Source organism: Sorangium sp. So ce367, assembly GCF_051520455.1.
Taxonomy (GTDB): domain Bacteria; phylum Myxococcota_A; class Polyangia; order Polyangiales; family Polyangiaceae; genus Sorangium; species Sorangium cellulosum_B.
The window spans coordinates 6,762,654-6,783,666 of sequence record NZ_CP150334.1 but is presented as its reverse complement, the minus strand read 5'-3'; the positions used below and the strand labels follow the sequence as shown (position 1 = coordinate 6,783,666).

18 protein-coding genes are annotated in these 21,013 nt (G+C 70.7%); 10 read left to right on the top strand and 8 right to left on the bottom strand.

What is annotated here, in order from left to right; all coding sequences use genetic code 11:
* The first annotated feature begins 446 nt into the window (after positions 1–446).
* Positions 447–1,031, top strand: coding sequence for a DUF3995 domain-containing protein (locus WME97_RS25645; RefSeq protein WP_437540862.1), 585 nt, complete (start codon positions 447–449; stop codon positions 1,029–1,031).
* Between the two features lie 5 nt (positions 1,032–1,036).
* The gene (locus WME97_RS25640; RefSeq protein WP_437540860.1) at positions 1,037–1,630 is read left to right on the top strand and encodes a TetR/AcrR family transcriptional regulator; all 594 of its coding nucleotides are present in this window, start codon (positions 1,037–1,039) and stop codon (positions 1,628–1,630) included.
* Between the two features lie 21 nt (positions 1,631–1,651).
* Here WME97_RS25640 and WME97_RS25635 read toward each other — a convergent pair whose 3' ends face one another.
* Together WME97_RS25635 and WME97_RS25630 are read right to left on the bottom strand one after the other, a co-directional pair.
* The gene (locus tag WME97_RS25635; protein ID WP_437540858.1) at positions 1,652–2,362 is read right to left on the bottom strand and encodes a hypothetical protein; all 711 of its coding nucleotides are present in this window, start codon (positions 2,360–2,362) and stop codon (positions 1,652–1,654) included.
* A gap of 4 nt (positions 2,363–2,366) precedes the next feature.
* A complete protein-coding gene (locus WME97_RS25630) occupies positions 2,367–2,843 on the bottom strand; it encodes a MarR family winged helix-turn-helix transcriptional regulator (RefSeq protein WP_437540856.1) in 477 nt (158 codons plus the stop codon).
* 506 nt (positions 2,844–3,349) lie between these two features.
* Between WME97_RS25630 and WME97_RS25625 the strand changes: the two genes are divergently transcribed.
* Complete coding sequence (locus WME97_RS25625; protein ID WP_437540854.1) at positions 3,350–5,422, top strand: TonB-dependent receptor plug domain-containing protein; 2,073 nt, start codon at positions 3,350–3,352, stop codon at positions 5,420–5,422.
* A 66-nt stretch (positions 5,423–5,488) separates the two neighbouring features.
* Here the strand turns inward: WME97_RS25625 and WME97_RS25620 are convergent, their stop codons facing one another.
* Both WME97_RS25620 and WME97_RS25615 read right to left on the bottom strand, forming a co-directional pair.
* Positions 5,489–6,121, bottom strand: a complete 633-nt coding sequence (locus WME97_RS25620) for an NUDIX hydrolase (protein WP_437540852.1) — start codon at positions 6,119–6,121, stop codon at positions 5,489–5,491.
* Positions 6,122–6,281: 160 nt separating this feature from the next.
* A complete protein-coding gene (locus WME97_RS25615; RefSeq protein ID WP_437540850.1) occupies positions 6,282–7,958 on the bottom strand; it encodes a carboxylesterase/lipase family protein in 1,677 nt (558 codons plus the stop codon).
* 382 nt (positions 7,959–8,340) lie between these two features.
* On the opposite strand from WME97_RS25615, the gene WME97_RS25610 reads away from it, so the two are divergent.
* A complete protein-coding gene (locus WME97_RS25610; RefSeq protein ID WP_437540848.1) occupies positions 8,341–10,146 on the top strand; it encodes a hypothetical protein in 1,806 nt (601 codons plus the stop codon).
* Positions 10,147–10,197: 51 nt separating this feature from the next.
* On the opposite strand, the gene WME97_RS25605 is transcribed toward WME97_RS25610, so the two are convergent.
* The 4 genes from WME97_RS25605 to WME97_RS25590 form a co-directional block, all read right to left on the bottom strand.
* Positions 10,198–12,012 carry a hypothetical protein gene (locus tag WME97_RS25605; RefSeq protein WP_437540846.1) on the bottom strand — a complete coding sequence of 605 codons (1,815 nt, stop codon included), beginning with the start codon at positions 12,010–12,012 and terminating at the stop codon, positions 10,198–10,200.
* A gap of 287 nt (positions 12,013–12,299) precedes the next feature.
* On the bottom strand, positions 12,300–13,574 hold the full coding sequence (gene dsrP, locus WME97_RS25600; protein WP_437540844.1) for a sulfate reduction electron transfer complex DsrMKJOP subunit DsrP: 1,275 nt from the start codon (positions 13,572–13,574) through the stop codon (positions 12,300–12,302).
* Between the two features lie 15 nt (positions 13,575–13,589).
* Positions 13,590–14,492, bottom strand: a complete 903-nt coding sequence (locus WME97_RS25595; RefSeq protein WP_437540842.1) for a 4Fe-4S dicluster domain-containing protein — start codon at positions 14,490–14,492, stop codon at positions 13,590–13,592.
* The gene (locus tag WME97_RS25590) at positions 14,489–15,109 is read right to left on the bottom strand and encodes a hypothetical protein (protein ID WP_437540840.1); all 621 of its coding nucleotides are present in this window, start codon (positions 15,107–15,109) and stop codon (positions 14,489–14,491) included. The genes WME97_RS25595 and WME97_RS25590 overlap by 4 nt, the downstream gene beginning before the upstream one ends.
* A gap of 276 nt (positions 15,110–15,385) precedes the next feature.
* On the opposite strand from WME97_RS25590, the gene WME97_RS25585 reads away from it, so the two are divergent.
* The 6 genes from WME97_RS25585 to WME97_RS25560 all read left to right on the top strand — a co-directional run bounded on the left by WME97_RS25585 (position 15,386) and on the right by WME97_RS25560 (position 20,971).
* Positions 15,386–15,628 (top strand): hypothetical protein, encoded by a 243-nt coding sequence (locus tag WME97_RS25585; RefSeq protein WP_012237335.1) that lies wholly within the window; start codon positions 15,386–15,388, stop codon positions 15,626–15,628.
* A complete protein-coding gene (locus WME97_RS25580; RefSeq protein WP_437540838.1) occupies positions 15,625–18,048 on the top strand; it encodes a molybdopterin-dependent oxidoreductase in 2,424 nt (807 codons plus the stop codon). Before WME97_RS25585 ends, WME97_RS25580 begins: the two co-directional genes overlap by 4 nt.
* Positions 18,045–18,818 (top strand): nitrate reductase cytochrome c-type subunit, encoded by a 774-nt coding sequence (locus tag WME97_RS25575; protein ID WP_437540836.1) that lies wholly within the window; start codon positions 18,045–18,047, stop codon positions 18,816–18,818. Before WME97_RS25580 ends, WME97_RS25575 begins: the two co-directional genes overlap by 4 nt.
* Positions 18,815–19,171 carry a hypothetical protein gene (locus WME97_RS25570; RefSeq protein ID WP_437540834.1) on the top strand — a complete coding sequence of 119 codons (357 nt, stop codon included), beginning with the start codon at positions 18,815–18,817 and terminating at the stop codon, positions 19,169–19,171. Before WME97_RS25575 ends, WME97_RS25570 begins: the two co-directional genes overlap by 4 nt.
* Positions 19,172–19,848: 677 nt before the next feature.
* Positions 19,849–20,226 (top strand): hypothetical protein, encoded by a 378-nt coding sequence (locus WME97_RS25565; RefSeq protein WP_437540832.1) that lies wholly within the window; start codon positions 19,849–19,851, stop codon positions 20,224–20,226.
* Entirely contained in the window at positions 20,192–20,971 is a 780-nt protein-coding gene (locus tag WME97_RS25560) for a metallophosphoesterase family protein (protein WP_437540830.1), read from the top strand. Before WME97_RS25565 ends, WME97_RS25560 begins: the two co-directional genes overlap by 35 nt.
* The last annotated feature ends 42 nt before the right edge of the window (positions 20,972–21,013 follow it).

Sequence of the window (21,013 nt, the reverse complement as noted above, 5' to 3'; positions counted from 1 at the left end):
TTGTCACTTCGGAGCCAAGGAGAGCTCGCACGCCTATTTCATACTTGGGCAGGCGAGGACAAGGAAGCCGAATCGGCCATGAAGGCGCGATGAATCGAGTGTATATCGAGTGTATTTCGATAGGCCCCGAGAAGAACTCAGCATTTGTTGGTCGTGCGCTTTTCGTGAGAATCTCACCGAGGAGGGTGGAAGGCACGGTGGCGCTTCCGCGCTGCCGGCGGGAATCGGGCCGCGCCGGGCGTGGCGGGCGGCGCGCGCAGGGAGGCGCGGGGCAGCGTGCGCGGCGGCGGGCGAGAGCAACCGCGGCGCCGAGGGCCTCGCGCGGCTCCGGAGCGTCCGTGGCGGAGCGCCACAGCGACGGTCCCTGCGCCGTGCGTTCAGTGAGGCGCAGACGCTTGTCCAGCGTCATACCATACCGTATGGTATTGTTTGAAGGTGAGGCCACGATGGATCCACTTCTCTCGAGCGCGGCGGTCGTCGCCCCGCTCCTCGTGCTGGTCGCCGGCGTGTCCAGGCTCGGAGCGCCGCGCGGCGTGTCGCCATGGACGCTGCTTGGCCTGCTCGCGATCCTGTGCGCGGCCGGGGCGCTGGGCGCCGGGGTCCCACGGCGGGACGTGCTTGCCCTGGCGTCGGGCGGCGCCCTCGGGGTGCTCGCGGCGATCCACGTCTACTGGGGCCTGGGAGGCGCGTGGCCCGGGGATGCCCGGCACGAGAAGGTGGAGATGGTGGTCGGCTTGCCCAAGGGCAGTCCCTTTCCTTCCCTCGGCGCATGTCTCGTCGTGGCGTGTCTCCTCGCGTCGTCCGCCGCGCTGGTGCTCGCCCAGCGGTACGGCGGCGGTTCGCCGACGCTGCTCCGGCTCGGCGCGTGGGCCGTCGCGCTGGCGCTCGGGGCGCGGGGCGTCGGCGGCTACTTCGAGGCTCGCCTGCGGCCCGACACGGGCGCGCTGCCGTATCACCGGCTGAACCGCCTCGTGTACTCGCCGCTCTCGCTCACCCTCGCCGCCGCCGTCGCGGGCGCCACGCTCGACTGACCCGCATGGCGCGCACCTCGAGGAACGACTGGCTCGACAAGGGGCTCGACGCGCTCCGCGACGGCGGCGAGGGCGCGCTGACGATCGACGGGCTCTGCGCGAGGCTCGGGCGAACGAAGGGCTCGTTCTATCACCACTTCGAGGACATCGCGGCGTTCCTCGCGGCGCTCCTCGCTCGCTGGGAGGAGCGGCAGACGTCGGCGCCGATCCACCACGCCGAGGCGGGCGGGAGCCCCGAGCAGAAGCGGCAGCGGCTCTCCGCTGTCGTGCGCTCGCTCGACGGCCGGCTCGAGCTCGCCGTGCGGGCGTGGGCGCTCCGAGACGAGCGCGCCGCGGCCGTGCTCCGGCGGGTCGACGCGCGCCGCGTCGAGTACCTCGCGTCCCTGTACGCCTCCGAGGGGCGCGCGCGCGGCGGCGCCTTGCTGCTCGCGCGGCTGGAGTACGCGGCCTTCGTCGGCGCGCAGATGCTCTTCTCCGACCTCTCGGCCGAGGGCGCGCGCTCGCTGGGGCTCGCGCTCGATCGCGCGCTCGAGCTCCTGGCCAAGGACGAGCGTGTCGCGCGTCCGCCGGGCGCGGCACGGAGGCGGCGAGCGACGTGAGGGCTTGCGGCGCGGGCGCGCCTATCGCCGCGACCGATCGAGCGCGTCCACGGCGTCGAGCTGAGGCCGGAGCAGGGCGCGCTCCTCGTCGGAGAGCGGCGCCTCGTCGATCTCGTCGCGCAGGGCGCGGGCGCGCGCCTGTTCACCCAGGGCGACGGCGAGCTCCAGCCGGGCGGCGAGGGCGCGGGCGCGCTCGAGGGGGTCGTCCGGCTCCTTCCGGGCGAGCGCCACGTCGAGGACCTTGGCGGCCGCCGCGTCGTCGTTCTTGAAGTCGCGCAGCCGCGCCGCCGCGCGCAGGGCCTTGCCGAGCCTCGAGTCCGAGCGCGACCCGGCGGCTTCCTCGTCGTCGTCCGGCGCGTCCCGCCGGATGAAGATCACCGAGTTGCCCGCGACGTCGACCACCGTGAAGCGGCTCTGCCCCTTCTTCATGCGCGAGATCCTGGGCAGGCCGGAGATCGGCAGCTTGCCGTACGCCCGCCGCAGCCCCTCCGCGAACGTCTCGTGGAGCCGCTCGACCTCGGGGACGATCACAAGGCACGTGCTGTACGCCTGCCTGGGATCCAGCCCCTTGAGGCCCATGAAGTGCAAGTGGACCTCCCCGCGGCGCGTCGCCGCATACACGTTCGGCGCTGTCTGCTGGTGGGTGACCTCGAAGCCCAGGGCGCCGTAGAACGCCAGGGTCTCGGGCAGCGACGCGCACGGGAGCACGGGAATCGTCATCGCTTCGCTCATGGGATCACGCCTTTCGAGCGGGTCGCGCAGGCGACGCCGCGTCCTCTTCGAGCACACGTCGAGCCTGTCGCAGCGCATCGAGGGTCGCGTGCAGGCTCGACAGGTCGAGCCGCTTGCCGATCCGGTCCGCCCACGCGGCGTGGCGCGCCTCTACCTGCCGCAGGGCCTCGCGCCCTGCGGCCGTCATCGCGATGAGCTTGGCCGTGCGGTGGTGAGGGTTCTCGACATACTCGACGAACCCCTCGCGCTCGAGGGCGTCCGCTATCTGCTGCACGCCCTGGCGGGTCAGCCCCATCGTCCGAGCGACGTTCGAGACCGGCGCCGCGCCGTGGTCCACGACGCCGAGCACCTGCCAGCGCGCGCTCGTGAGCCCCGCCGGCCTGGCCAGGGCGTCCCCGGCCTCGAGCGCCAGACCATTCAAGCGGAACACCTCGATCACCAGCTCGCTGAGCGCGGTCGCCTCCGCGGTGAGCCTCGTCATTGGAAGTAACCTGTCACATTGACAATTGCTTGTCAAACAGGGGCTGCGCCAACGTCCTCGGCCTGGCGTGCATCTCCGGGAGCTCGGCGTGGCAGGGAGGCCCGCCGGGATGTTTCAAGGCGCGGAGCCCATGCCAGGTTTGAAAGCAGAAATCTCAGAATCGAAAGGTGTCGGGGGCATCCTTAAGGGTAACCCCAGGAATACAGAAGGGAGTAGCCTTGGCCCATGTCCTGCAAAACACGGACGTCAGAGCGCCCGTGACGGCTTCCCCCCCCGCCGTCGAATGGGCGCTCTGTTTTTTGTCTCCCGGATCGGGCGAGCAGACGCGCCGCCCGTCGATGGGGCTGACGGGCGCGCTCGCGAGCGCGGGGATGCGCGTCCTGGGCGCGTGGGTGGCCGAGCGTGCATGGACTCCCCGGCTTCCGCCGAGCCGCTGGATTTGCTAATCCCGGGGCGCCACGGGGGAGGTTCTCCCGGCTGCCCGGCGGCGTAGCTACGACATCCGCGTGAGATCCCCAGGCGCACTCTTCTCCCTCGCGCTCGCGGCCGCCGCCACCTTGCATGCGGGCGAGGCGCGCCCTCAACCTGCAGGCCGCCCGGCCGGCGAGCCGGCAGGAGCCGAGGTGGCGCAGGCGCCCGGCGCGGCCCCGGCCGAGCCGCCGGCTCCCGTGGTCCCCGACGGACAGGCCGTCGCGCCCGCCGGGATCGAGGTCACCGTCGAGGGCAACCGCGCTCCGCCGGGCTCGGTCTCGCTCACGCGGCGCGACGTCCGCGAGCTGCCCGGCGCGCTAGGCGACCCCTACCGCGCCATCGAGATCCAGCCCGGCGTGACCTCGATCGCGAGCGGCATGCCGTACTACTACATCCGCGGCGCGCCCCCGGGGAACATCGGCTACTTCTTCAACGGCATCCAGGTCCCGCTCCTCTTTCACGTGGGCGCCGGCCCCAGCGTCATCCCGGCCGCGATGGTCCAGCGCGTCGAGATGCACCTCGGCCCCTATCCCTCGGACATCGGGCGGCTCGCGGGCGCGGCGATCGAGGCCGAGAGCGCGCCGCCGTCCGACGTCTGGCGCGGGGAGGGGAGCCTCCGGTTCGTCGACCTCGGCGGCGTCGTGGAGGGGCCGATGGACAGCGACACCCACGTCCTCGTGGGAGGGCGCTACGCCGCCGGCGCGGCGCTCACCTCGGCGCTCGTCCCGAGCGTCGATGTCGGCTACGCCGACTACCAGGGCCGGATGACGCACCGGCTCGGGCCGGAGGAGCGCTTCACGGTCTTCGCCTTCGGCGCGTATGACTACCTCGCCAGCATCGGCGAGGAGGACGGCGCCGAGGCGACCGACGTCCTCCTCGACAGCGACTTCCACCGCCTGGACATGCGCTACGACCGCGACGACGCCGCCTCGGGCGCGCGCGTCAGATCGGCGCTCACCCTCGGGCTCGACCGGTCGCGCGGGGTCGGCGTGGAGAGCGCCGAGGCCTGGAAGCTCAACGCGAGGATGAGCCTGGCACGGCCCATCCTCGCGGGGCGCGCGCTCGTGCGGGTGGGCGTCGACGCCGCGGTCGACCGCTACGTGGTGACGCCGCGCCCCGGCGCGTCGGACGGCGAGCCCGGAGGCGGCGCGTCCACCGGGGAGGACACGCCCGCCGAGGGGACTGCCCAGCTCGACGAGAGCTTCCCGGAGCTCTTCCGCAGCCGCCTCGACCTCGCGCTGGGCGCGTGGGCCGACGCGCTGCTCGTGCTCGACGAGCGGTCGACGATCACGCCCGGCGTGCGCGTGGACCACTACACCTCGCTCGGCAAGAGCGCGCTCGCCGTCGACCCGAGGATCGTCGGCCGCTTCGGCGTCGGCGACCACGTGCGGCTCATCCCGGCGTTCGGCCTCGCCTCGCAGCTGCCCGGCCTCGCCCCGCTGCCGGCGCTCCAGATCGGCGGCATCCCGGGGGGGCTGCAGCGCAGCCTGCAGTCGAGCTTCGGCGTCGAGGTCGACGCGGGCCCTGTCAACTTCAGCGCCACTGTGTTTCGACAGGCGACCTTCGGCCTGAGCGATCCGATCGGGACGGGCCGCGGTACGACCCTCAGCACGGAGCGCTTCCTCACGCGGAGCCTCGGCGACACGTACGGTCTGGAGCTCGGGGCGCGCGGGGCGCTCCGCCGCGACATGTTCTTCCTGGCGTCGTACACGCTGTCGCGATCCACGCGCACGCGGGGCAAGTCGACGATCCCCTCCGCCTACGACCGGACGCACGTGGCGCACCTCGCGCTGCTCTACGACCTCGGCGCGGGCTGGCGCGCCGGGATACGCCACGTCTTCTACACCGGCTTTCCCGCCGACGAGGCCGCCCCGGGGCGCCCCCCGAGCGAGCACCCGGATCGCGTCGCGCCTTTCTATCGGCTCGACATGCGCCTGTCGAAGCGCTGGGCGCTGGGCGCGCGGAGGTACCTCGGGCTCGTGCTCGACGTGCAGAACGCGACGCTGGCGAAGGAGGTGTTCGACGTGAGCTGCGATGACGGCGCGTGCACGCCGCGGAAGATCGGGCCTATCACGATGCCGGGGCTCGCGATCGAAGGCGGGTTCTGAGGGGAATCCGAGGGGAACGCGGCCAGCGACGCCGCGGCAGACCGGCTGATCCGGCGGCTGCGGGAGCTACCGGTGAAGCACCTCGAAGAGCTGCTTCAGCATGAGGTACGTCAGCCCCCAGACGACCCGCTCGTCCACGAGCAGGCACGGGAGCTGGAGGACGTTTCCCTCGTGCGTGTACGCATAACGCGAGGTGCGCTCGCCGCGCGCGAGCGGCCCGAGCGGCGTCCAGAGCGCCTCGGCCACCTCGTCGCTCAGGGTGAGCTCCGGCGTGGAGCGCAGCGCGAAGACGAACGGGGCGACGATCATCCCGGCGCGCCGCCCGCGCGCGACCGCCGGGACCTCGGGCAGGCGCGCGAGCAGGGTCCCGTGCGCCGCGAGGTCGATCCCCACCTCCTCCCGCGTCTCGCGGATCGCGGTGGCGAGCAGGCTCTCGTCCGCCGGCTCGCGCCGCCCGCCCGGGAGCGCCATGTGCCCCGACCAGGGATCGGCCGGGTGATCGGCCCGGCGGATCAGGAGGAGCTCGGCCTCCCCGGGCTCCCGGCCCCCTGCAGGATCGAGCGCCGTGCCCGGAGACCCCGCCGGTGCCCGCAAGATCGCGGCGACCGCGGCCTGGCGCTCCTGCGTGAGCAGGTCGAGCGCGGCCTCGCGCGCGTCGAGGCGGGCCATGATGGCGGCGAGGTCGTAGGAGGAGAGCACCGTGGTCAGGATAGCATAATATCTATCGCTATTTAGCGCGCGGCGGCGGCGCTCGGGGATCGCGCTCGCGGCGGGCCCGGACTCAACACTCGAGCCGCGCAGGCCGCTCGCAGGGCCTCGGCCATCGCGTGACGCGCCGCGGCCCTCCGTGCGAGCACCGTCAGGGGGCCGCCGTGGCGAAGGTGTCCCACGCGTCGCAGAGCTCTCCCTTCAGGCCGGCCTGCGGCGCGATGTCGCGATCGAGGGTGAGGCTCTCGTCCCCCTCCGCTTCGTACCTCGGCCACGCGACGGCGCCCTCGCCGTTGGGGTCCCCGCTCGCCGCGTGGCGCGACCAGTACCCCATGATCTGCTGTGACATCTCGAGCTCACCCTCGGTCAGCGGCTCCGGCAACACCATCGTCGGGTTGCCGAACACGAACTTGATCTCGGCAGAATGGAAGGCGCCGAGATCGCCGAGCAGCGAGCTCTCGGGCGCATAGGTGAAATGATAGAGATACGTCGCCGCGCCGGCGCCCGCGATCGCGCGCGCCGCCCGCCGCGTCGGGCACACGAACATCGAATCCCCCAGCGCCGCGATCGCCGCCGCCTGCGCCGAGCCGTAGGTCTCGCTCGGGTAGAGCGCCACCACCTCCTCGCCGTGGCCCGGGGCGAGCGTCTCGGCGAACGCCTCGAACGCGGCGTCGTCGGCGACCGCCGCGGACTCGCCCCAGAGCGTGACGAAGAGCGTGCCCTCGTCCGCGTTGCTGCCGAGGATCGTCGGCATCTTCTCGAAGCTCCCGGCCTCGAGGAGCTTGCCCGGCGTGTCGGGGAGGTTCCATCCGTCGACGACCGGGAACCACGTCGGGCCGGCGCCCTCCAGGAAGGCCGCGCCCCGCGGCAGCGCGCTCATGATCTCCTCGGCCGATTTGTCGCGAAGGCACTCGAGGACGGAAGGCGCGTCGGTGCAGCCCAGCGCCTCGACGACCTCTTGCCCTTGCGCGCTGGCCGTCGCCTCGTCCGCGGCGGAGTCGCACGGTCCGCTCTCGATGATGGCGGTCTGGAAGAGGCCTTTGCTCCTGGGCGACACGAGGTGCATGCAGACGCTGATGCCGCCCGCGGACTCGCCGAACAGGGTGACCCTGCCGGGATCCCCGCCGAACGCGGCGATGTTGGCCTTGACCCACTGGAGCGCGGCGCGCTGGTCCTCCAGGCCGTACGCGCCCGTCGAGGGGTGATCGGGATCCTCCGACTTGAGCTCCGGGAGGGCCAGGAACCCGAGCGGGCCAAGGCGGTAGTTGAAGGTGACCACCACCGATCCTGTCGCCTCGGAGAGCGCCCGGCCGTCGTAATCGGCCTCCCCGCCGCTGCCGAGCTCGAAGCCGCCGCCATGAATCCAGACGAGGACGGGCACGGACGAGGACGCCGGGCGCTCGGGCGTCCAGACGTTCAGGGTGAGGCAGTCCTCTCCCGAGATCTCATTGAAGCCCGGGGTGAGCAGGTTCAGCTGCGAGCAGGGAATGCCCACCTCGACGGCAGCCCGCGGCTCGGTCCACGGCTCGTGCGGCGCGGGTGATCTCCAGCGCAGGTCCCCGACCGGCGGCGCCGCGTACGGGATGCCCAGGAAGGTGCGCGTCGCGCCGACGAGCGCGCCCTCCACCGGACCCGCCTCCGTCTCGACGAGCGGCGCAGCCACGTCGCCGCCCCCCGAGCCACCGGCGCCGCCGGAGCCGCCGGCGCCGCCCGCGCCGCCTGCGCCGCCCGCGCCGCCGGAGCCCTCCAGAGCCGGTTCGCTCGAGCTGCAGGCGGCGGCGAGCAAGCCAAGAAGAATGGTGTGCAACAATGAAGGTCGAATGGGCATGATCGTCTCCGTCAAGAGCAAATCGTGAATGCGGGATCGTGGGAAGAGGAGAGCGCGGCGCCGAGGACGTAGGGGGCGATGAAGGCCGCCAGTCGGCGGAGCGACGTTCTGTGCACGCGGAATTCAACCATGAAGCGCGAGCGGTGGTGCTGGAATTTGACGTCGTTGTCTGAGAAGCTCCCACGCTGACGGCTTCGTGCCGTGGGGCGGGGCAAGCTTGACATGGCGAAGGGCGCGAACTCCTTCTGTGCCCATGGCAACTCATCGGAGATACGGGATCGCGGGCGGCGCCGGGCGTCGAGGGGCTTCGGCGCATGGGTGCCAGGGCCGCGCGGCCCGCATCGGCAAATCAGGCTGGTCCTGGCTGCTGACGTGCATGGCCATGGCCGGCGCCCTGGCCGGGAGCGCGTGCAGCTCGGATCCGGACCCCGGGGGGACCGGGGGAACCGGCGGCATGGCCGCTTCCAGCGGGAGCGCGGGCGGCGAGGGCGCGACCACGGCGACCGGCGCGGGGGGAGAGGGGGGTGGAGGCGACATCACGCCGGTCATGCCCGATATCCACCCCGAGGTGTTCGGCACGTTCGACACGTCGGAGCTGACGGTGTTCGCGTTCAGCCAAGTGGAGGTGCACGAGGCGGATCCCCAGGTGATCGAGCTCGCCCCGGACATGGTCCCGAGAGCGTGGCAGCGCTGGCGCGACACCGGGATCCAGGCCGACGATTACGACGCCGAGTACCTGGCGAGCTGCCGCGAGCGCGGCATCCGCTTCGTCGCGGGCAGCACCGCATCCATCGTCTTCGAGGACGAGGTCGACAGCGAGGAGCAGTTTCTGGAGCAGACAACGCGCAACGCCGCGGGCGAGCTCGTCGCCCACGACCAGATCGTGCCAGGCGCGCACCGATCGAGCATGGCGTCTCCGAGCTACCGCGCGCGGCTCGTCGAGATGGGCAAGCTCCAGATCGACCTCGGCGTCGACGGGCTGAACTTCGACGAGATCAACGGGGGCTACGGGGGCGCGGAGTACGACGGCAACGAGGGGTTCGACGATCACCATGTCGCGGACTTCGGAAACTACCTCTGTCGCAGGCACGGCGGCCGTCCGGACGGCTGGCAGCGGGGGTTCGATCTCCTCCCCGAGGACGGGCTCGACTGCGGAGGAGCGCCCGAGACCGCGGGGAGAGGCTTCGATTTCCGCGGTTACCTCCAGCGCGTGAACGCCACGGCGAAGCCCTTCGACAGCGGGAACGAGCTGCTCGTCGAGGAGTGGGGCCGGACCGTGGGAAACCGTCCTGACCCGCAGCTCGGGACCTTCGTCGAGGTCTATCCGGCGCTCGTCTACTGGCAGGAGGTCGTGCTCGCGCTCCGCCGCTACGCGCGCGAGCAGCACGGCCGCGAGATCTTCATCTCGTCGAACGGCATCGTGCCGTTCGTCGACATGCAGAGCGTGGGCCTGTACGACTGGAACATCGACGGCGACGGCCCGCGCGGCATGAACTGGGTGCCTGTCGTGGAGGGACACCTCGACGGGACCGTGTCGTTCCAGACGGCTCTGCGGGGGCTCAAGGCGCGCTCGAAGCGCGTTCAAGAGCTCGTCGGCGGCAAGGAAGTCCCGCTGATGCTGTTCCTGGACTGGCCGAACGACATGATGAACCGTTACTACGGGCTCCCGCTGGAGGAGCGGAAGGACTATTTCCGCATCTTCGCCGCGGAGGTCTACGCGAACGGCCTGTACTTCGCCCTGCCGCTGCACACGACGACGGACGAGAGCACCGCGACCGCGCTCGAGATGATGGAGTTCTTCGCGCGCTTCCGCGACTTCTACAAATCCCACGAGGCCCTGGTCCATGGAGCGACCGACGTCACAGGGCCCGTGACCCTCTCCTTCGAGGAGTGCGCGTCCGCCGAGCAGCCCGAGGCGTGCGCGGGCGAGAAGAAGATGAGCCACAACCTCGTGCGCCTCGCGGACGGCCGCACGGTGCTCCACGTGATCAACCACGAGTACAGCGCAGGTGTGGTGGAGCAGGTGGGGGTGACGGCGAGCTTCCCCGTGGACGCGAGCCCGACGCAGGTCACTGTCGCGTCGATCGACTTCGAGGAAGATCGCGTGGTGCCCTTCTCGTACGAGGACGGCGTGGTCACGGCGGTGATCGGGGCGCTCCCGGCCTCCATCGCGATCGTCGCGGAGTGAGCGGGGCAGCGCCGCGGGCTCAGCTGTCCACGCGGGACGCCTGGGGGGTCGTTACTGGCCTGTGACGTAGAACACGCCCCGCAGATCCTCGGTCGCGGAGATGGCGCCCGGCTCGCCGCCCGGGGAGCGCCAGGAGGTCACGCGGAACTGATAGTACATGCCAGGATCGAGGGGCCCGCCGTACTCGACGGAGACCTCATCGACGCCGCTCGATCCCGGGATGCTCGATCCAGCGCACGTCGGGTCGTCCCCGAGGCACCACACGAGGTCGCCATAGGCGTTGTAGACGACCACGGTATAGAAGTCCTCGCTGGCGTCGTCTCCCCACCGGAGCGTGGGCGCGGCCGTCACCGGCTCGGGATCCGTCGCGCCCGGGCCGATCACCGGCAGCGACTCGGTGATCTTGAACGAGGTCGGCAGCGAGACGTCCTCGCCGGGGCTCGGCATCTCCACGGTGACGAGCTGCGTGCCGGCGATGTTCGGATCGGGATCGCGGACGAGGCTGTCGTTCTCGAACGCGGCCAGCACCACGTATTTGCCAGCGGGCACGCCGGAGATGCTGAACTCGCCGCTCACGTCGGGCGGCCCGCTGAGCGGCGTGCGCAGCCCTCGCGGCACCTCCCCTCGGACGAAGGCGTCGTTGAACGTGGACGCGACGACGACCACGACGCTGGTGGTCGAGCCGCCAGGAGCATTGACGATGTTGAGCGTGCCAGTCAGGGTGCCGAGGGCGGCTTCCGAGCGCGCCAGATCCACGCCCGTGACCGCCGCGTCCCCGACCTCCGCGGCCTTCGGATCGAGCGCGAGCCCCGCCGCGTAGCCGCTCACCGAGTAGCTGCCGGCCGGCACGTTGAAGATCGTGTAGGCGCCGCCGCGATCGGTCACCGCGCTGAACCCCTCGCCGCCCTCGTCCTCGGCCACGACGAGCACGCCGCCGGACTGCTCGTCCGCGAGCACCGCGCCCGAGATGCTCGGCAGCCCCCGCTGGTCCTCGGGCAGCGGGATCAGCGCGATATCCGTGAGCGCGGTCTCGATGCTCCACCCGTCGTCGCCCGACGTCGCCTCGCTGGAGGCGATCGGCAGCGCGGTGCGGAGCCCGCCCGGGAAGGGCTGGTGGTCCTGTGCGCTCGCCCGCAGCGTGAAGATCACGTCCCCGATCGGCGCGCCGTCCTCCGTGCGGGGCACCGGCACCTCGAGCACGTAATTCCCTGCGGCGTCGGTGGTCGTCACGTCCGTGATCGCGGTCGCCTGATCGTCGAGCGCGAGCACGAGCGCGCCCTCGATGCCCGCGGTGCTCTCGGAGTCGAAGACGCTCCCTCTCGCCAGCACGGGTGGATAACACGCATGGCCGCCTGCGACGAGCTCGGCGCAGGTGAGCCCGCCCGCGCAGAGCGGGGCCTCCGGATCGCACGCGCCGCCTTCGGCGATGCCGCAGATTCCCCCGCCGTCTCGCGTCTTGCCGCAGACCGCGTCGTCGAGGCAGAGATCGGGGCCCGCCGGATCGCACGCGCCGCCGGGCGGGGTCTGGCAGGTTCCGTCAGCGCCGCACGTCGTGCCTTCTGCGCAGAAGTCCTTCGTGTCCCCGGCGCAGGGGCCACCGAGCGGAACTCGGCATGTGCCGTCGTCGCCACAGACGGCATCGCCCAGGCAATAGTCGGTGCCGCCCGCATCGCAGCCGGCGCCCGGCGGCGCATAACAGATGTGGTCCTCGCCGCCCTCGGCGCACACGAGGCCGTTCGGGCAGCCGTCATCCGGAGCACATTCATCGCCGACCTTCTCCGGGTCAGGCCCGCAGCCCAGCGCGACGAGCGGGAGAGCGATGGCGGCGGCCTGCGCGGCCAGACGAGCGTACTCGGCAACTTTCATTGAAGTGTCCTCCCTCTTGTAAGTTGAAATGCGACGCGGTCGCCAGCGCGGCTCAGCGCTCACTCGCCCGGGCAATCTGGATGACGTGAGGCGATTGCCACTCTCGCCCTGGGCCAACGAGCTGGCCAGCACATGCCCCCTGCAGTGCCCGGGCGATCCGTGGACGGCTCAGCTTTTCTATTGTCCGAGGAAGTGCCACTTTCCGGGCCAGCGACCACGCAGGCCGACACGCGCGCTCGCGCGACGCCAGAGGTGTGTCCGGCGGCGCGCTGCGGCACACAGCAGCGCTATTGCGCGAGCGGCGGAGCGTGCTCGTCCGTGCGGGTGGCACCGGAGCGCGGCTCGACCGACATCTCGCCGGTGAGCACCGTCAGCGCGACCTTGATGGCGATCGTGAGCACCATGAACCCGACAGCCCAGATGCCCGCCGTGATCTTCCACTCGGCCATCGAGGGCACGTACTCGACGAGCTCGTGCAGGGTGCTCGGCACGAAGCCCGGGATGATGAGGCCCATGCCCTTCTCGATCCAGACGCCGGCGAAGGCGGCGACGCAGGCCGCGTTCAGGTAGGCGCGGCTCCCGCGGCTCGCCGGCAGGTGCAGGAGCGCCGCGGAGGCCACGTTCAGCGCGACGGCCGACCAGATCCACGGCACGAGCGCGCTCTTGCCGTGCAGGCCGAAGAACAGGTAGGTCACCGCGGTGCTGTGCGTGCCGCCGGTGTAGAGCGACGTGAAGAGCTCCGAGCCCAGCATGAACAGGTTGAGCAGGACGGTCACGCGGAGCACGGAGGTGAGCGTGCGGATTGGCCCGTCGCCCACGCGAAACCGGGTCAGCCGGGCGACGAGCTGGAGCAGCAGGATCACGAAGGCCGGGCCGGTGATGAACGCAGAGGCGATGAAGCGGGGGGCGAGCAGCGCCGAGTTCCAGAAGGGGCGGCCGCCGAGGCCCGAGTAGAGGAACGCCGTCACCGTGTGGATCGACACCGCCCAGCCGATGGACAGGAACACGAACGGCAGATACCACTTCCTGTCCGGCTTCCTGCCCAGGTACCTCGTGTAGATGAGGTAGCCCGAGATGTGCAGGTTGATGAACAGGTAGCCGTTCAGGACGATGACGTCCCATGTCAGCATCGAGATCGGCCAGTTGAACCGCCCGAGCCCGGGCAAGATGTGCCAGAACCTGTCCGGTCGCCCCATGTCCGCCACGATGAACAGGAGGCACACGACGATGGCGGCGATCGCGAGCAGCTCGCCGAGGATCACGACGTCGTGCATCTCGTGGTCGTCGTAGAGATACGCCGGGATCACCATCATCACGGCGCCCGCCGCGAGCCCCACGCCGAAGGTGAAGTTCGCGATGTAAAGGCCCCACGAGACGTGGTCGCTCATGCCGGTGACCCGCATGCCCTCGGCGAGCTGGTGGGCCCAGGCGTTCGCGCCGACGAGGGCGATCGCCGTGAGCACGGTCATCCAGAGATAGAAGCGCCACGAGCCCTCGAAGCTCTGGCCGATGACCCGGAGCAGGAAGCGCGGGTAGGTGATGGCGTGCGTGTCGTTGCCCATCGTGGCTCCGCTCGCTCAGACGTCGAAGAAGTAGAAGAAGCGCGGCCGCGTGCCGAGCTCCTCCTTGAGGATGAAGATCCGCTTGTTCTCGAGCACCCAGCGGATCTCGCTCTTCGGATCCAGCAGGTTGCCGAAGACGCGCGCGCCCGTGGGGCAGGCCTCGAGGCAGGCCGGCATCCGGCCCTCGCGCGTTCGATGCAGGCAGAAGGTGCATTTCTCCACGACGCCCTGGGGCCGGATGCGGTTCGACAGGTAACCCTGGTCCGGGTTGATCTCGTCCGCGGGCACCTCGGGCTTCGTCCAGTTGAAGCGCCGCGCGTGGTAGGGGCAGGCGGCCTCGCAGTAGCGGCAGCCGATGCACCAGTTGTAATCGACGGCGACGATGCCGTCGGGCTCCTTCCAGGTCGCCTGGACGGGGCAGACCTTCACGCAAGGCGCGTTGTCGCACTGCTGGCACTGCACTGGCAGGTAGTACTTGCCCTTCGCGGGCACGGCGTGCTCGTACGTCGCGTCGCCCTTCTCCATGTCGAAGCTGCCCTGGTCCATCTCGAGCACGCGGATGTAGGAGTTGTTCGTGCGCCGATCGTGGTTGTTCTCCACGTGGCACGCCTCCACGCACTTGCGGCAGCCGATGCACACGCTCAGGCTGAGCGCGTAGCCGAACTGCACCCCTTCCTGCGGGCGGACGTCGCGGATCGTGACCTCGCGGCCGTACTCCTCGCGCGTCTCGCGCTCGAGGCGGCCGATGACCTCGGCGAGCTCGTCCCTCGTGAGCTCCTTGTAGTGGCGCTGCAGGAACTGATCGAGCGAGAGGTCCTTGCTCCACGCGCGGAGCGGCTCCATCGCGTGGGCGAACGCGGAGGCGCCGAGCGTGGCTCCGAGCACCTTGAGCGCGACGCGCCTGGATGTCTGGGTCATTTGTGGGCTCCTTCTCCTGCGCCGTGCGCCTCCACGAAGCGGTCGCGCGGGGGCAGGACAGGCATCGACGGCTGGAACGCCGGCACGTGCGGATCGTGGCAGTCGACGCAGTGGTTGCGCACCCGCGCGCCGCCCGCGTAACTGCCGTTCATCCCTCCATGAGCCCCGTTCGCGTAGTCGCGGAGCTGGGGGCCATGGCACTGGGCGCAGAGCTGCATGGCGTCGCGCATCGGGAGGAGCGCGCCATCGGCCTTGCGCAGCGTGTCCTGCTCGCCGATCACGTGGCACGACGCGCAGCTCAGGCCGCCGTGCTCGAACCTCAGCCCGACGTGGAACTCGTCGAGCTCCGCCGTCGAGGTCGGCAGCGCATCGGGTCTACGGAGCGAATGGCATGTCACGCACGCCGCGCGGATCGGCCGGCCCAGCGAGTCCCGCTTGTCCGTGGCGACACCGGAGAGCTTGTCAGGGCGGTGGATGCTCGCGGAGGCGATCGGCGTCGCGTCGAGCGTGGGGCGCAGCCCGAGCGGCTGGTCGCGATCCTGGCAGCCTGCCGCGTGCGTCACGCACAGGAGCCCCAGGAGCGCGACGGCCCCGGGAAGATGAAGAGAGGAGTGCACGGCGCGTTTCGCATCGCACGCCACGTGCCATCGCGCGCGTCCGGGGCGGCGCCGCGGCCCGCGGCTCCGCGCGGTGCAGGGCGCGCGTCCGGACGCACCGTTTGCGCTGCCCCGCGGTCCGCGCGCGCCAGGGAACTCCGGTGAGGCGCAGGGCGCAGGCCGCGATGGGCGGGCGTCCCGGCGACGATCTCGCGTGGCGTGGACCTTGCGATGTCGTGATCCGACGCTCGACCCGCTTGATCACATCCACCCGATCAACCCCAAACAGGCGTTCCGATGCCCCTCAGTGCTCTTGTCATCACGCTCTCCGATGAGCCCAGCGCGCGAGCGCGGGCGTGTCGCTCTCTCGCCGCGGAGGCGGCGCTCTCGCTCGGACCGCCGTGTGGTTCGAGGCTGCCCGCGATCGCCGAGACAGCGACCCTGCTCGCGGGGGAAGAGCTCGTGGAGCGGATGCTCTGCACCGACGGGGTGGACTTCGTCGATGTGGTCTCGGTCGACTTCTCGGATCTGGAGCCATGATGGATCGCCGCGATTTTCTGAGGTGCTCCGCGATGGGCGCGGCGACCGTGGCCGCCAATCGGCTCGCGCTGGGCAAGGACGGCGTCGCCGCCGCCCAGGCGGCGCCCGGGGCGGGGACCGCCTCGGATGTGATCTGGAACAAGGCGCCGTGCAGGTTCTGCGGCACCGGCTGCCACGTGCAGGTGGGCGTGAAGGGGGGCCGCGTGGTCGCGGTCGCGGGCGACCAGAGCGCGGACGTCAACAAGGGCCTGCTCTGCGTGAAGGGGTATCACGTCGGCCTCGCCCTCTACGGCAGAGACCGGCTCACGAAGCCGCTGCTCCGCAAAAACGGCAAGCTCGAGCCCATCGGCTGGGATGAGGCCATCGCGATCGTCGCGCGGCGCGCGATGCAGAACCCGGCGGGGTTCGCGCTCTACGGCAGCGGCCAGTGGACGATCCCCGAGGGGTACGCGGCGAACAAGCTCGTGAAGGCCGGCCTCGGGAACAACCAGATCGACCCGAACGCGCGCCTCTGCATGGCGTCTGCGGTGACAGGCTTCCTCTCCACCTACGGCGTGGACGAGCCGGCCGGTTGCTACGAGGATCTCGACAAGTGCGATGTCCTCCTCATGTGGGGGAACAACCCGGCCGAGATGCACCCCGTGCTCTTCTCGCGCGTCGTCGACCGGCGATCGCGGGGCGAGCAGGTGCTCCTCATCGATCTCACGACGCGGCGCACCCGCACCTCGGCCTTCTGCCAGCACACGCTGTATTTCAAGCCGAACACCGATCTTGCGATCGCGAATGGCATCGCGCACCTGCTCGTCGAGCGCGGGACGTTCGACCGGGCGTTCGTCGACAGGTTCTGCAACTTCCGCAAGCGGACGGAGCACCCCACCCTCGAGGGGCAGCCGATGAGCTTCGAGGAGTACAAGATGGCGCTCGCCGAGTACACCCCGGAGCGGGTGGAGGCGATCTCGGGCGTCGCCGCGAAGGACATCCGGATGCTGGCGGATCTCTTCGGGCGCCGCGATCTGCGGATCACGAGCGTCTGGTGCATGGGGATGAACCAGCACACCCGCGGCACGGCGATCAACGATCTGGTGCACGGCGTGCACCTGCTCAGCGGCCATTTCGGCAAGCCCGGCGACGCCCCGACCAGCCTGACGGGCCAGCCGTCGGCCTGCGGCACGGTGCGCGAGGTCGGCACTCTTGCCCACGGGCTCCCCGGCGGACTCGTCGTCACGAACGCAGAGCACCGGAAGGAGGCCGAGCACCTCTGGAAGCTGCCCGAGGGGCGGATCAACCCGAAGCCCGGCTACCACACGGTCGAGCTCTGGAAGCGCTTCTCGACCCCGAAGGAGCAGGGGGGCGATATCGACACCATCTGGGTGATGGTGACCAATCCAGGCCAGTCGTTGCCGAACACGAACGAGCTCTTCGACGCGAGCCGCAAGATCCCGGGCAAGTTCCTGATCGTGTCCGACGTCTATCCGACGGCCACGGTGCGCGCCGCGGACCTCGTCCTGCCCTCGGCCATGTGGGTCGAGAAGAACGGGATGTTCGGCAACTCCGAGCGCCGTACGCAGCAGTGGTTCAAGATGGTCGAGCCGCCCGGCGAGGCGCGGGACGATGCATGGCAGATCATCGCCGTGGCGCGCAAGCTCCACGACATGGGGCTCGCCGGGATGAAGGACAAGGACGGCCGTTTCCTGTTCGACATCCGGAAGGACGGCAAGGAGGTGCCGGTCTGGGACTACAAGCGTTACCACGACGTCAACGTCGACGAGCACCTCTTCGAGGAGTACCGCGAGTTCAGCCGGTTCAAGCACAAGGACCTGGCGCCGTACCGCGAGTACGTCAAGGCGCGGGGCCTGCGCTGGCCCGTCGTCGAGCAGCCCGACGGCTCGTGGCGGGAGACGCGGTTCCGCTTCGCGAGGTTCGACGACCCTTATGCCACGAAGGAGGAGATCCAGTTCTACCACTCGGTGACCAAGGACGACCGGGCGCTCATCTGGTTTCACCCTTACGAGCCGCCGCCCGAGTCGCCCGACGCGGAGTATCCCTTCTGGCTGTGCACGGGCCGCGTCCTCGAGCACTGGCACACGGGGTCGCTCACCATGAGGATACCCCAGCTCCAGCGGGCGATGCCGCAGTCGTACCTGGAGATGAACCGCGAGGACGCGCGGAAGCTCGGTGTCGGCGACGGCGAGGTCGTGATCCTGGAGAGCCGGCGCGGCGCGCTCGAGCTGCCTGTCTGGATCGAGGGCCGTGGCGCGCCGCCGCCTGGCACGGTGTTCGTGCCCTTCTTCGATGAGACCGTGATGGTCAACCGCGCGACGCTCGAGGCGTACGATCCGCTCTCGAAGCAGCCGGACTACAAGAAGTGCGCGGTCAGGATCCGCCGCAAACCGCAGGGCAAGCGAGGAGAGGCGCGATGAAGGACGCTCGCGGCCTGCACGTCGGCCTCGCCGCGATCGTCGCTGTCGCGGCGGCGGGCTACTTCTCGGGAGTCCGCGGCACGGAGCAGGGGGTCGCCGAGCTGCACGGCGATCCCCCTCCGCCCTCGGCGAGCGTCGAGGCGCGCAGCTACGCCGACATGCGCGAGCGCGCGCACGGCCCGAACGCCGGCATGTACGAGGGCGCATTCGCCCGGCTCGAGGCGGCGGACGCCGATCTCTACGCGCCTGTCGAGCAGTCGGAGGCCGATCGAGAGGCGGCGCTCGAGCGGCGCGCTTCCCGCCGCGCCTATGACGGCGCGCCGCCCACGATCCCGCATCGCATCGAGCAGCTCGGCGTCCCGGATTGCCTGTCGTGCCACGAGCGCGGGCTGCGCGTCGCGAACCTCACCGCGCCCAGGATGAGCCACCGTCGCTACGAGAGCTGCACGCAGTGCCATGTCGTCGGCGACGACCCGAGGCCGCTCGCGGAGACGCCGCCTCCGCCCGACAACACCTTTGCTGGCATGCCGTCGCCGCGGCGAGGCGCCCGCGCCTACGCGGGCGCGCCGCCCACGATCCCGCACCCGACGCTGATGCGCTCCGAGTGCGCGAGCTGCCATGGCGTCCATGGCGCCCTGGGCATTCGCTCGACCCACCCTTACCGGCAGAGCTGCACCCAGTGCCACGCCCCTTCGGCCGAGCTGGATCAGCGCGCGCCCACGCCTCTCTCCGCGTGGCCGCCGCCGAGCATGGGAGCGGACAGGCCATGAAGCTCCCCTCCACGGGTGAGACGGATGTCGGTCCCGAGATCCCGCTGCCTCCGTTGCAGGAGGCGGTGCTCGACGAGGCGACCCTCGATCAGCTCTTCTTCGACCTCGCCGAGGCCGCGGAGCTCGTCTCGGTGTCGCTCAAGGTCGGTGCGACTGCCCGCGCCGGCGATCTCCAGCGGGCCGGCAGCGCGGGCGGCGAGCTCGCCCTCGCCCGCCGCGCGCTCGGCGACGGGACCGCGCTCGGGGTGCAGATCCGTTATCGCTTCGCGGGCTCGGAGTGGTGGGACACGCTGCTCCGGGTGCCCTCCGGCGTGCGCCTCGTGCGCGTCCGGATCGAGGACGCCCTGCGATAGCGCGTCGCGCACGGGTGGCGCCGTCATTCGTCCTCATGCTCCTTGACGACATGATGATCCGAAGTCGCTGAGCGGACGCCGCCGGCGCGGCTCAGCGCTCTTCCGCATGGCTCATCAAACGTTGAACGGAGACCACCCACGCTTGCCTGGAGACCAGCCCGTCACCCGGGCGACCGCATGCCCTCTACAGTGCCCGCGCGATCTGCCGACGGCTCACCTTTCGTAACTGGCCGAAGCCGTCCACGTCGTGGACGAATGAACACGCCGACCCAACAGGCACCCTCGGCCAATCCGCGCGCGGCGAGCGCCGCTCGCGAGGCGCGCAGCCGCCCGGACACGGTGTAGAACAGCTCGGTTCGGAGCGGCGGCCCATGTCCTTATCCTGGTCGGACAGTCCAGTGCCTTGGCTTTCCATTCGTTGCGTGATTCTCTTGTCAGCCAGCAAATCCCCCGTATACTGATTGTGAGTCGCGCTCCTGCCGTCCGCCATGTCGTCCTGAGGCGTGTCGCAGCGCTCGTGTCGATCCGCCGGATCGAGGCTCCGACCGTCCCAGGTCCGTTCCGGCGATGCCCTGGACGGCGCGCTCGTCGCCGGCGCTCGTGAGCTGAGCGGACGCCGGAGCGCTGCCGCCACCGATCTTCGCTGTGGTCAAAGGCTCTCGAAGGGGGGAGGACTCATGTCAAACGTGGTGATCAGGGACGGACAGGACATCGACGTTGCCCGCTTCTCCCCCGAGCGCCCCCGCGCGCTCGTGTTGCCCGGCTTCGACGAGGCGAGCCGGGCCGCGTCCGCGGCGACCCTGCTGCGCCTCGGGGCGCGGCTCCACGCCGCCCTCGGACGCAGGATCCCGCTGGTCTACGGCGCCGACCCGCAGCTGCCGCGCGTCGCGTACGACTACCTGGTTGAGGGCCGGCGCCCGCCTGCGCCGCCGCGCACCGTCTACGACGCGTTCGCCTGGGACGACCCGAAGCCCTTCGCGCGATGGGCCAGCTCATTCCTCACACGAAAGGTGGCAGGCCATGCTCTACGGGATCATCGCGGACATTCACGGTAACCTCGAGGCCCTCTCGGCCGTGCAGGCGTTCCTTGCGGAGCGGGGGGTGGAGCGCCTGCTCTGCCTCGGGGATATCGTCGGGTACAACGCGGACTCCGACGTGTGCGTGCGCCTGCTCGCGCGGCCGCCGACCCTCGCGATCGCGGGCAACCACGACCTCATCGCGATCGATCGGATCGGCGTCGAGCGTTGCGGAACCAAGGCGACGTTCGCGCTCCAGCGCACGCGCGTCGCGCTGTCCGCAGACAGCAAGCGGGCCCTCGCCCTGCTGCCCAGGCGGCGCCTTATCGAGGGCGAGATCGTCCTTATCCACGGCGGCGTTGTCGACCCCTGTCAGTACATGGTGAGCCCCGCGCACATCGAGGCGAACGCGCTGCTCCTCAGGGAGCGCGAGCCGAGCGGGCGCATCTGCTTCTTCGGGCACACCCACGTCCAGGCGCTGTACGAGGTCGAGGCGGGGGTCGCGACGCCGCGGCCGACGGGCGAGCGGATCTCGCTCGGCCACGGGCGCCGGTGCTTCTTCATCAACCCCGGCTCGGTCGACGCGGCCCGGAGGCGCGAGAAGCTCGCCGAGTTCGCCCTCTTCGACTCGTCGCGACAGGAGATCTCGTTTCATCGGGTCCCTTATGAACACGAGCGCGCCGAGCGGCGCGCCGCCGAGGAGGGGTATCGAATGACATGGCTGGACAAGCGGTTCGCCGCGGCGCGGACGGCGCTTGCCCAGCTGCGGCCACGATGGCGCTGAGGGGAGCGACGCTGCCGCCGCGCCGCTGAGAGGCCCGGCAGA

Coding starts and splice junctions, on each gene's coding strand:
- WME97_RS25585 (WP_012237335.1), top strand. CDS start 15,386: ATGCCCCTCAGTGCTCTTGTCATCACGCTCTCCGATGAGCCCAGCGCG.
- WME97_RS25605 (WP_437540846.1), bottom strand. CDS start 12,012: ATGAAAGTTGCCGAGTACGCTCGTCTGGCCGCGCAGGCCGCCGCCATC.
- WME97_RS25595 (WP_437540842.1), bottom strand. CDS start 14,492: ATGACCCAGACATCCAGGCGCGTCGCGCTCAAGGTGCTCGGAGCCACG.
- WME97_RS25640 (WP_437540860.1), top strand. CDS start 1,037: ATGGCGCGCACCTCGAGGAACGACTGGCTCGACAAGGGGCTCGACGCG.
- WME97_RS25570 (WP_437540834.1), top strand. CDS start 18,815: ATGAAGCTCCCCTCCACGGGTGAGACGGATGTCGGTCCCGAGATCCCG.
- WME97_RS25565 (WP_437540832.1), top strand. CDS start 19,849: ATGTCAAACGTGGTGATCAGGGACGGACAGGACATCGACGTTGCCCGC.
- WME97_RS25610 (WP_437540848.1), top strand. CDS start 8,341: ATGGCCGGCGCCCTGGCCGGGAGCGCGTGCAGCTCGGATCCGGACCCC.
- WME97_RS25615 (WP_437540850.1), bottom strand. CDS start 7,958: ATGCCCATTCGACCTTCATTGTTGCACACCATTCTTCTTGGCTTGCTC.
- WME97_RS25635 (WP_437540858.1), bottom strand. CDS start 2,362: ATGAGCGAAGCGATGACGATTCCCGTGCTCCCGTGCGCGTCGCTGCCC.
- WME97_RS25580 (WP_437540838.1), top strand. CDS start 15,625: ATGATGGATCGCCGCGATTTTCTGAGGTGCTCCGCGATGGGCGCGGCG.
- WME97_RS25560 (WP_437540830.1), top strand. CDS start 20,192: ATGCTCTACGGGATCATCGCGGACATTCACGGTAACCTCGAGGCCCTC.
- WME97_RS25575 (WP_437540836.1), top strand. CDS start 18,045: ATGAAGGACGCTCGCGGCCTGCACGTCGGCCTCGCCGCGATCGTCGCT.
- WME97_RS25645 (WP_437540862.1), top strand. CDS start 447: ATGGATCCACTTCTCTCGAGCGCGGCGGTCGTCGCCCCGCTCCTCGTG.
- dsrP (WP_437540844.1), bottom strand. CDS start 13,574: ATGGGCAACGACACGCACGCCATCACCTACCCGCGCTTCCTGCTCCGG.
- WME97_RS25630 (WP_437540856.1), bottom strand. CDS start 2,843: ATGACGAGGCTCACCGCGGAGGCGACCGCGCTCAGCGAGCTGGTGATC.